Origin of the sequence: Sphingomonas sp., assembly GCF_036387595.1 — a bacterium.
Classification (GTDB): Bacteria; Pseudomonadota; Alphaproteobacteria; order Sphingomonadales; family Sphingomonadaceae; genus Sphingomonas.
In genome coordinates, this window is record NZ_DASVTL010000090.1 from 20,748 (window position 1) to 30,753 (window position 10,006).

Below are 10,006 nucleotides of genomic sequence, written 5' to 3' on the forward strand. Positions count from 1 at the left end.
AGATAAGTTGGGACTGCTTGAAATATCTTATGAAAGACTTGGAGAAGCGGACAGCGCGAGAGGCGCACCGTACCAAGGAGTAATCTTCATGGTCGACAGCAACGATTACTACACGCACCGTGCGATGCAGGCGCGGACCCTTGCCGAAAATGCGCGGACTTCCAAGGCCCGCGACATCCATCTCGAAATGGCCGAGCGATACACCCTGCGCTCTCGATCATCCGGAATCGGCCGACCCGATCCCATCATCGTTCCGCCGATCAGCTGAGTCCGGCGCCGACCACAGCTTGCCCGTTCCGTTCGTGTGAACGGGCGGGTCGGTGTGGACATGCGAACCGCGTCGGCGCAACCGCACCCATGATCGCACCGGGATGGTGGTGCATCGCCTGATACAACCTCCAAGCTGCTCCATTACCGACATAACTCACGGGCAAGTGCCTCCAGAACGACCCGACCCGCGCTGCTCCCGGTGATCGCTTGCGGCGATCATGCCACGGGTGAACAGCACCTCCACCTCGGCCGTCGACGCCTTCATCGCGCGCTGGCGTGCCAACGAGGGCGGTGCCGAGCGCGCCAATTACGTGCTCTTCCTCACCGAATTGTGCGCGCTGCTGGACCTGCCGACCCCCGATCCGGCCGATGCCACCCACGGCCGCAACGACTATGTCTTCGAACGCGCCGTCGACGCGATCGACGCCGACGGTGCGGTGCGGCACCGGCGCATCGACCTCTATCGCCGCGGCTGCTTCGTCCTGGAGGCCAAGCAAAGCCGCGAACCCGGCGGTGATCGGGACAAGCAGGTCGCACCCGCGCCCGAACAACCCACCCTGCCCGGCCTCCCCACCCCCGATCGCGGCCGTCGCAGCACGGCGCGCGGGTGGGACATACTCATGCGCAACGCGCGCGTGCAGGCGGAGGATTATGCCCGCGCGCTGCCGCCCGCGCACGGCTGGCCGCCCTTCATCCTGGTGTGCGACGTCGGCCATGCGATAGAGGTTTTCGCCGACTTCTCCGGGCAGGGTAAGAATTACCGCCAGTTTCCCGATCGCGGCGGATACCGCATCTATCTCGATGAACTGCGCGATTCGGCGGTGCGCGAACGCCTGCGCCGGATCTGGCTCAGCCCTCACCTGCTCGATCCCGCGCGCGAAGCGGCGAAGGTCACCCGCGACATCGCAGGTCGCCTAGCGCAGGTCAGCCGCCTGCTGGAAGCGCGCGGTCGCCAGCCCGGCGACGTCGCCTATTTCCTGATGCGCTGTCTTTTCACGATGTTCGCGCAAAGCCCCAACGTCCGCCTGCTCGATCCCGGCGACTTCACCGACCTGCTCGACGGCGCGCGCGCCAATGCCGACAGCTTCGCGCCGCTGCTGGAGGAGCTGTGGCGCGGCATGGACACCGGCGCGGTATCCGCCGCGCTGCGCAAACGGGTACGGCGGTTCAACGGCGGCCTGTTCAAACAGGCGCGCGCAATTCCCTTGAACCGCGAGGAGATCGGCGAACTCTACGAAGCATCGCGCTACGACTGGACCCAGGTCGAACCCGCGATCTTCGGCACGCTGCTGGAACAGGCGCTGGACCCGGCGGAGCGCCGCCGACTGGGTGCGCATTATACCCCGCGCGCCTATGTCGAGCGACTGGTGACCGCCACCGTGATCGAACCGCTCAGCGGCGAATGGGAGACGCTGCGCCTGGCCACCGTCGAGCGCGACCGCCTGACCGACCGGGCATCCGCCATCGCCGCGGTGCACGACTTCCACGTAAAGCTCGCGCGCACCCGCGTCCTCGATCCCGCCTGCGGCACCGGCAATTTCCTCTACGTCGCACTCGAACTGATGAAGCGGCTGGAGGGCGAAGTGCTCGAAGTCCTCGCCGATCTGGGGGGCCAGGAGGCGCTCGCGCTGGAGACCGAAACCGTCCACCCCAAGAACTTCCTCGGCCTCGAGCTCAACGAACGCGCCGCCGCGATCACCGAACTCGTCCTGTGGCTCGGCTATATCCAGTGGCAGTTGCGCAACGGCCAACAGATCACCGATCCGGTCCTGGAAACCCTCAAGACGATAGACTGCGCCGATGCGGTGCTGCGGCACGACGGCGAGCGTTCCGCCGCCGACGGATCGAGCCTGGGCTATGCCAATCCACGCCGCCCGGATTGGCCGGAGGCGGATTACATCGTCGGCAATCCTCCCTTCATCGGCGGCAAGGACATCCGATCGCGCCTGGGCGATGCCTATGCGACCGCGCTGTGGAAGGCGCATCCCAAGATGGGGCGATCGGCGGATTTCGTGATGTATTGGTGGGATCGCGCGGCAGAATTGCTGACGCTCAAGGGCGGCCGCCTCAAGCGTTTCGGCTTCGTCACCACCAATTCGATCACTCAGGAATTCAGCCGCCGCGTCATCGAACGGCGGCTGGAGGGAAGGCCGCCGATCGGCCTCGTGCTCGCGATCCCCGACCACCCCTGGACCAAGGCGACACGCGACGCCGCGGCGGTGCGCATCGCGATGACGGTGGCCGAGCGGGGCACGCGAGACGGGCGCTTGATGCAGGTGACGGCCGAAAGTGGTTTGGAAAGCGACGCTCCGATGATCGAACTGGCCGAGAGAATCGGGATGATCGGCCCCGACTTCACTGTTGGGATCGGAGCGAGCAACGTGCTGCCTCTGCGAGCGAATGCAGGGGTGTCCATGCGCGGAGTCGAATTTCACGGCGACGGCTACGTTCTGTCTGCGCAAGAGGCGACGGAACTGGCGGAACGCGCAAACCCCGGCCCCTACGTTCGCCCATTCATCGCATCGGGAGATGTGAAGTCGGGCATGATACGCGACCGCCGCGTCATCGACCTTCACGACTTCAGTCAGGAAGACGTCCGCCGACGATTTCCCCAGCTCTATCAGCACCTGCTGACCACCGCCAAGCCGAGCCGCGCGGCAAATCGCGTCACACGCCGCCGCGAGCAATGGTGGAAGCTGGCGCTTCCCCATGATGATCTGCGCACGGCAATCGCGGGCCTTGATCGGTACATCGCCACAATCGTGACGGCCAAGCATCGCAACTTTGTCTGGATTTCGGGCGAATTCCTGCCGGACCAGGGATTGATGGTCATCGCCTCTGACGATCCCTTCGTCCTGGGGGTGCTGTCATCGCACATCCACTTGCTTTGGACTTTGTGGCGCGGCGGCACGCTGGAAGACCGGCCGCGCTACAACAACACACTCATTTTCGATCCCTTTCCTTTCCCCGGTACGGGCGCGGCCAATCGCGCCGAAATCGGGGGCTTGGCCGAGGAACTGGATAGAAACCGCAAACAGGTGCTGGCCGCCCATTCCGACCTCACGCTCACCGGCCTGTACAATGTGCGGGAAAAGATCGTGGCCGGCGCCCCCCTCACCCCAGCTGAGCAGGACCAGCGCCGCCGCGGCCGGATCGACCTGCTTTCGGAACTCCACAGTCGCATAGATGCCGCGGTGGCCGAAGCCTATGGCTGGCCCGTCGACCTGCCCGACGATGCGATCGTTGCCGGCCTCGTGGCACTCAATGCCGAACGCCGTGCGGAGGAAAAGCGCGGCCGGGTACAATGGCTGCGGCGCGACTATCAGCTACAGCGCGCCGCGATCGTCCCGATCGCGTCCGTGCCCCAGCCCGAACAGATCGAAGTCCTGCTCCCCGACGCCCCGGCCCGCAAGCCCGCATTCCCGCGCGACGGCGTGGGTCAGACCGCGGCGGTGTTCGACGCGCTGCGTGGCGGCGGTACGCTGAGCGCGGCGGCCATCGCGTCTTTCTATGCCCAGGGCCGGCGCGCCGAGCCGCGGATCGCCGCGACGCTGGCGGCGCTTGCCCGGCTAGGTCATGTCGCGATCGAAACCGACGGCTTTCGCCTCCGCCGCGCGGCGTGAAGATCGCGCTGTCCTACAGGGGCGGATCCTGTCACCCTTCACGTCGGCCGACATTCGCCCGCTCTTTTTATCCGCCTTCCTCATTGCCGATCCCGCCGCTTCTTCCCATCTGCACGGCATCGCCATATGCGCGATGATAGGGAAGTTTCGCGCGCCTTCCCTTTTGGCCGCTCATCGGCTACGGGCGTCGCGAAATCATATCGAACCGGGGTATTTGTTTGGCTAAGGAAGAATTGCTCGAGATGCGCGGCCGCGTGGTGGAATTGCTCCCCAACGCGATGTTCCGGGTCATGCTGGAGAACGACCACGAGGTTCTGGGCCACACCGCGGGCAAGATGCGCAAGAACCGCATCCGCGTGCTCGTCGGCGATGAGGTGCTCTGCGAACTGACGCCGTATGACCTGACCAAGGGCCGGATCACCTACCGGTTCAAGTGAGCCGGCCGTGACCAGGCTGGTCCTGGCCTCCTCCTCGCCACGCCGCCGCGATCTGCTCGCCCGCCTGGGGATGGCACCCGATCGGATCGAGGCCCCCGCGATTGACGAGGCGCCGCGCCCGCGCGAACTGCCCCGCGCCTATGCTTTGCGCCTGGCGATCGAAAAGGCTGCTGCGGTAACACGGGCGGCGGACGAGGTCGTGCTCGCCGGCGACACGACGATCGCGCTCGGCCGCCGCATCCTCCCGCCCGCCGAAACTCAGGATGTGCAGCGCGACCTGCTGACCCGCCTGTCGGGCCGCCGCCATCACTGCCTGTCCGCGATCTGCGTCGTCGCCGCAGACGGTCAGGTGCGCACCCGCGTGTCCGACACCATCGTCGCGTTCAAGCCGCTGAGCCTCGAGGAGATCGACGCCTACATCGCCTGCGGCGAAGGGCTAGGCAAGGCCGGGGGCTATGCAATCCAGGGTCGCGCGGAGGCGTTCGTGCGCTTCCTCTCGGGCAGCCATTCCGGAGTGATCGGCCTGCCCCTGTTCGAAACCCGCGCCCTGCTCCGCGCCGCTGGACTGCCGCTTGGCTGAGTGGATCTGGGAATCGGGCATCGGTGAGAGCAGAGCCGCCCTCGTCGAACATGGCCGGATCGTCGAAGCCGCGATCGAGCCCGACGACATCGGTTTGCGAATAGGCACCATCGCCCGCGCCCGGCTGATCGAGCGCAGCACCGGCCGCGTGGCGCTAGAAGGTGGGGAGGCGATCCTCAACCCCGTGCCGACCGGCGTGACGCAGGGCGCCACGCTGACGGTCGAGATCGTCCGCGAAGCCATCCCCGAACCCGGCCGCGCCAAGCCCGCACGCGCGATAGCGAGCGATGCGCCGCCTGCTCCCGGTCCCGATCTTCACGCGCGGCTGGTCGCGACGGGCATCCCGATCCGCACGCTGCGCGCCCACGAACCCGACGCGCTGGAGGCGGCGGGCTGGTCCGAACTGCTGGACGAGGCGATCGGGGGCGAGATCGTCTTCGCGCGCGGTGCGCTCCGGATGACGCCGACACCCGCGATGACGCTGTTCGACGTCGATGGCGCCGCGCCGCTCGACACGCTGGCGCTCGCTGCGGCGCAGGCCGTGGCGCAGGCGATCCGTCGTCACGGCATCGGCGGCTCGATCGGCGTCGACTTTCCGACGCTGGCCGGCAAGGCACCGCGTCAGGCGGTGGCCGAGGCGATCGACGCCCATCTCGCCCTGCCGTTCGAGCGTACCACGATGAACGGCTTCGGCTTCCTCCAGATCGTTCGTCCCCGCCCGCGCGCCTCGATCCCCGAACGGCTGCGCGCAGACCCCCGCGCCGCCGCCGCCCGCGCTGCGCTGCGCAGCCTGGAGCGCACGCCGCCCGGCGGGCCGCGACGCCACCGCCTGCCCGCTGCCGTGCTGGCCCGAATCACGCCGGCGTGGCAGGCCGAACTCGCCCGCCGCACCGGCACGTCCTTCGACCTGGAACCCGCATGAAGCCCTGCCCCGTCTGCCGCAAACCCGCCGCCTCCGCCTTCGCGCCCTTCTGCTCGCCAGGCTGCAAGGATCGCGATCTGCTGCAATGGCTGGATGAGGGTTATCGCCTGCCCGGCCCGCCTGCGCACCCGCAGGGGCTGGACAGCCCCGACGAGCGCGACTAAAGGCGCGCTCTCCGATCGCAAGGTCGGGCGTGCCCGGGTAGCTCAGTGGTAGAGCAGACGACTGAAAATCGTCGTGTCGGTGGTTCAACTCCGCCCCTGGGCACCATTTCTCGTCCCCGATTTTCGGATGGCGGGATGTGGTACTACTACAGCCGCAGGCTGAGCCATCCGGCCAGATAATCGGAATTGCTATAGCCCGCGCGGGTCAGCACCTTGCCCGCGGCGTGATGCTCGTAACGGCCGGTGATCGAGACGCGCGGGGCGATAGTCCACACGGCCTGGAGGCGTGTTATACCCGCAACCCAATAGCCTGGAACCAGCTCAGTTCCCGCCAGAGGCAGGCCGCTGACGCGATACACCGCCGTATCGGCCGCCGCACGCCAGGTGAATTGATGTTCCGCCGTGATCCGCACGCGCGGGGCCGGCGACGCGGTGAAATTGGGGGCCAGCGCGATCAGGTTAGTCGGCGCGATCAGCCCTTGGTAACTGTAATAGATCGCGTTGGGATAGGGCGACAGGGCGGTCGTCAATGCGCCCTTGCCCGTTACCCCGCCGCCCGACGCGTAATCTGCATGGAAGCCGATCCGCGGCGCGTTGCTCACATGGCCCAGCCGCAGCGTTTGCGCGGCGAAGACCTGCCACGCGTCGATAGCACGGCTCCCGAAACGGCCGTCCTGCCGATCGGCGGTCCAGTCCAGCGTCAGCCGCCCCACATCGCCCCATAACCGCACACCGTAGAAGTGGCGCTCCTCGCGTTCCACGATGGCGCCCCACTGCCTCGTCCGATGGCGCGATCGCCAGATGAATGGCTCCAGATAGAGCGCCGATCCGCCCAGCCAGCCTTGGGGCAGAACTACGCCGATCGTGATGCCGCTGAAGCGCTGGTCGCGATCGGTAACGTCGTCGCCCGTTCCTCCGGCGCCGCCGCGCACGAAATTCAGATCGAATATGTCGGCGCGCAGCCAGCTGCCGCGTAGCCATCCGCGCGCCCCGTCCAGCACGGTGCGGATGGTCGGATTGTCGCGCGGCGAGACGAGCAGGGTGGAGCCGTCGGCGAACTCCTGACGGCCATAGCGTGCGCCGGCATCCGCGCCGGCGATGATCCCCTTGCCCTCGACGAAGATCTGCTGGACGATCAGGTCGTTTCGCAGGGCCGCGGAGGGAGTGCCGATGTTGCGCCCCGCGATGCCACCATGGGCCATTTCGCCGAATATGCGGAAATGAGGCCCGATGTGCAGATCGGCCCCTGCAAAGATCCGGTTGAGATCTTCGCGCGAATGGCCGGCTTCGTGCAAGCCGGGATTGGTGAAGACGTTGACGCGTCCACGCAACTCACCCGAGAGGGTCAGATAGACCTCACCCGCCGGATCCAGCGGCAGGAACTTCAATCGGTCTAACGGATCGTCGCGCTTGGCCGGGTCGGCAAGGCCCCTCCAATCCTCCGCCCAGCGGGATTCGGCATAGCCCGATGATATTGCCCCGTCGCCGGCAGCCTTGGCCGGATAGGCGGTAGCTATAGGGGTCGCGCGGGTGCCGGTTTGCGCCGCTTCGCTTGGCGTCGCCTCCTGCGCAGTCGCGGGCGAAATGCCGAAAGCGAGCAACAATCCAGCCAGGCCGAGCGCAGGCGAGCTGCAAGACATGGTAACCCTCCCCCCCAGGCTGTGCCGACGGCAACCTGCGCCGCTTCACGCGACGTTCTGACACGCGTCCTCGCGTTGTGAGAGCGGCTGCGCTGCCGCCTTCTGAGGCCTGGCCGCCGGCGGCTGTCGACGCGGCCGGCTGCGGGGAGCGTGCGTGCTGCCATCAGCGACGTTGAAGCATGCGGCCTGTTCGGCGAGCGCGCCGACCTCGCTCGACAGGTTGCGCGCCGCGGCCGAGGTTTCCTCGACCATCGCCGCATTCTGTTGCGTCGCTCGGTCCATCAGGCCGAGCGCGGCAGAGATCTGTGTGATCGCCGCACTTTGCGCCATATTGTCCGCGGCCATTGTGGCCAGCAGCTCGTGCACCTGGCCCACGTCGCCCGAAATGGCGGCGAGTGCGCCATCCACCTTCTGCACCGCCTGAACGGCGATGACGACCTCGCTCTGAGTGACCGTCAGCTGATCGCGCGCCCGCTTGGCTTCTTCCTCGGCACGCATGGCGAGTGCGGAAACTAGATCGGCCACGACCGCGAAGCCGCGTCCAGCTTCGCCCGCCCGGCCTGCCTCGACCGCGGCGTTCATTGCGAGCACGCGGGTCTGAAAGGCGATCTTGTCGAGGCCCTCGATGACGGTGTCGATGCCCTTGGCGCTGTCCGAAACCCGGCCCATCGCCTGCACCGCTTCGTCGGCGACCGCACGGCCACCGACGACGGTAGCGATCGCCTGATCGGCGCGCTCCACGGTTCGGCTCGCCGCCGTGGCGCTCGCCTTCATCCGTCCATCCATCTGGGTGACCGACGCAGCGGTTTCCTCCAGCGAGGCGGCGTTGCTCTCCGTGCGGCGCGCCAGGTCTTCGGAGGCCTGGGCGATCTCGCCCGATCCGGTGCGGATCGTCGCGGCGCTTTCGCTCACCGATCCGATCAGTTCGCGCAAGCGGGCCAGCGCTTCGTTGAAATTGGTCTTGAGCGCACCGTATTCGCCAGGGAAGTCGGTGGTGATCTGCGTCGTCAGGTCGCCGGCCGACAGCTCGGACAGATGGTTGGCAACCGTGCTCACGACCATCCGCTGTTCGGTATCCGATCGAACCTTCGTCGCGTCCGCCGCCTGCTTGGCGATCGCGCCGTCGCGCAGGATGGACATGCCGCGCGCCAGTTCGCCTATCTCGTCCGGCCGCTCCGATGCGAGTATCGAAGCGGTGAAATCGCCCGTAGCCAGGCGCTGCATCGCATCTGCCACATTGCCCAGCGGCGCGACCGCGCGGCGATTGATCGCCCAGAAAAAGCCGATGAATCCCGATATCACGATGATGCCGCTGGCAATCGCCAGAAGGAGCGCGCGCGACACCTCACGGCCCGATCGTTCCAGCAAGGCCGCCTGAAATGTCGCGGCATCCTTCACCGCCAGGTCGATTGCCGCGCGGTGCGTTGCGTAAGCGCTGGTCAACCGTCGATAACTCGACGCGGCTGCCGCAGTCCGGCCAGCCCTGATGGCGGGAATGAATTGCTGCTCCAATTCGGTCCAGAATTGCCGTGCCGGCACATCCGCCACGGTCAGCCGGCCACGCAAACCTTCATCCATCGTGGCACCACGCCAGTAACGTTGGCGATCGTCGTATGTACGATGGAGTTCGCCCAGCCGCGCTGCCCGGACTGCCACGTTCCCGGATCCCGCCATGAGAAGCGTGGCTTCCAGATAGGGTTCGATGATATAGGCAGGCGGCGGCAGGATGTCGGCCACATAGTCCGAGGTCTGCTGCTGCTGGACCTGGAGGGGGCCACCGATCCTGATCCGATCGGTCAGCATCGCGACGAGCCCCGATGCCACCAGCATGACTGCCAACAGAACGCCGCCGGAAGATGCTATGAACGTGCGAATCTTCATCTTAGCCCCCCCGTCGGCGGTTGTCGTGCGCTCTCGCCACGGGCAATTGCCCGCTGCGAAAAGTGCATGCCGGGTGGCCAACAGGTGACCGCCCGGCGCATGCTTTAGAATTCGTTCCAGTCGCTATCCGGACGCGCGAGCGCGGCCACGGCAGCGGCGGGCAGAGGCTTTACCGGTGAGTTGTAGACATTGGCGCCGCCGGCCGGACTGCGCGCCGCGCTCGATGCGGGCTTGGTCTGCGCTGCGGGGACCGTGCGTGAAGCACGAGGGCGGCTATTGTCCCCGACGTTGAAGCGCGCGGCCTGTTCGGCGAGCGCACCGACTTCGCTGGACAGGTTGCGGGCCGCGGCCGAGGTTTCCTCGACCATGGCCGCATTCTGCTGGGTCGACTGGTCCATCGCCCCGATCGCGGTCGAGATCTGGGTGATCGCCGCAGACTGCGCCATGTTGTCCGCAGCCATCGTCGCCAGCAATTCATGCACCTGGCCC

Annotated in this window: 8 protein-coding genes, 1 tRNA gene and 1 pseudogene; 7 read left to right on the forward strand and 3 right to left on the reverse strand. The window is 66.9% G+C overall.

The window, feature by feature from the left end; all coding sequences use genetic code 11:
• The first annotated feature begins 88 nt into the window (after positions 1-88).
• From VF643_RS10730 to VF643_RS10760, 7 genes are all read left to right on the forward strand, one after another.
• Positions 89-268 carry a hypothetical protein gene (locus VF643_RS10730; RefSeq protein ID WP_331043384.1) on the forward strand — a complete coding sequence of 60 codons (180 nt, stop codon included), beginning with the start codon at positions 89-91 and terminating at the stop codon, positions 266-268.
• 229 nt (positions 269-497) lie between these two features.
• Positions 498-3,893, forward strand: coding sequence for a DNA methyltransferase (locus tag VF643_RS10735; RefSeq protein WP_331043385.1), 3,396 nt, complete (start codon positions 498-500; stop codon positions 3,891-3,893).
• Positions 3,894-4,111: 218 nt separating this feature from the next.
• On the forward strand, positions 4,112-4,330 hold the full coding sequence (gene infA / locus VF643_RS10740) for a translation initiation factor IF-1 (RefSeq protein WP_331043386.1): 219 nt from the start codon (positions 4,112-4,114) through the stop codon (positions 4,328-4,330).
• A gap of 7 nt (positions 4,331-4,337) precedes the next feature.
• On the forward strand, positions 4,338-4,910 hold the full coding sequence (locus VF643_RS10745; RefSeq protein WP_331043387.1) for a nucleoside triphosphate pyrophosphatase: 573 nt from the start codon (positions 4,338-4,340) through the stop codon (positions 4,908-4,910).
• Positions 4,903-5,832: a ribonuclease gene (locus VF643_RS10750; protein WP_331043388.1), complete on the forward strand. Its 930-nt coding sequence runs from the start codon at positions 4,903-4,905 to the stop codon at positions 5,830-5,832. The genes VF643_RS10745 and VF643_RS10750 overlap by 8 nt, the downstream gene beginning before the upstream one ends.
• Positions 5,829-5,996 carry a DNA gyrase inhibitor YacG gene (locus VF643_RS10755; protein WP_331043389.1) on the forward strand — a complete coding sequence of 56 codons (168 nt, stop codon included), beginning with the start codon at positions 5,829-5,831 and terminating at the stop codon, positions 5,994-5,996. The genes VF643_RS10750 and VF643_RS10755 overlap by 4 nt, the downstream gene beginning before the upstream one ends.
• 31 nt (positions 5,997-6,027) lie before the next feature.
• Positions 6,028-6,102, forward strand: a tRNA-Phe gene (locus tag VF643_RS10760).
• A gap of 40 nt (positions 6,103-6,142) precedes the next feature.
• Here the strand turns inward: VF643_RS10760 and VF643_RS10765 are convergent.
• The 3 genes and pseudogenes from VF643_RS10765 to VF643_RS10775 all read right to left on the reverse strand — a co-directional run.
• Positions 6,143-7,636, reverse strand: a complete 1,494-nt coding sequence (locus VF643_RS10765; RefSeq protein WP_331043390.1) for an alginate export family protein — start codon at positions 7,634-7,636, stop codon at positions 6,143-6,145.
• Between the two features lie 45 nt (positions 7,637-7,681).
• A complete protein-coding gene (locus VF643_RS10770; RefSeq protein WP_331043391.1) occupies positions 7,682-9,517 on the reverse strand; it encodes a methyl-accepting chemotaxis protein in 1,836 nt (611 codons plus the stop codon).
• A gap of 104 nt (positions 9,518-9,621) precedes the next feature.
• A pseudogene (locus VF643_RS10775) lies at positions 9,622-10,006 on the reverse strand (methyl-accepting chemotaxis protein); the annotation flags it as partial.

What these genes read in the sequence shown, in the direction of transcription:
- VF643_RS10765 (WP_331043390.1), bottom strand. Translation starts at nt 7,636, where the DNA reads ATGTCTTGCAGCTCGCCTGCGCTCGGCCTGGCTGGATTGTTGCTCGCT.
- VF643_RS10730 (WP_331043384.1), top strand. Translation starts at nt 89, where the DNA reads ATGGTCGACAGCAACGATTACTACACGCACCGTGCGATGCAGGCGCGG.
- VF643_RS10755 (WP_331043389.1), top strand. Translation starts at nt 5,829, where the DNA reads ATGAAGCCCTGCCCCGTCTGCCGCAAACCCGCCGCCTCCGCCTTCGCG.
- VF643_RS10770 (WP_331043391.1), bottom strand. Translation starts at nt 9,517, where the DNA reads ATGAAGATTCGCACGTTCATAGCATCTTCCGGCGGCGTTCTGTTGGCA.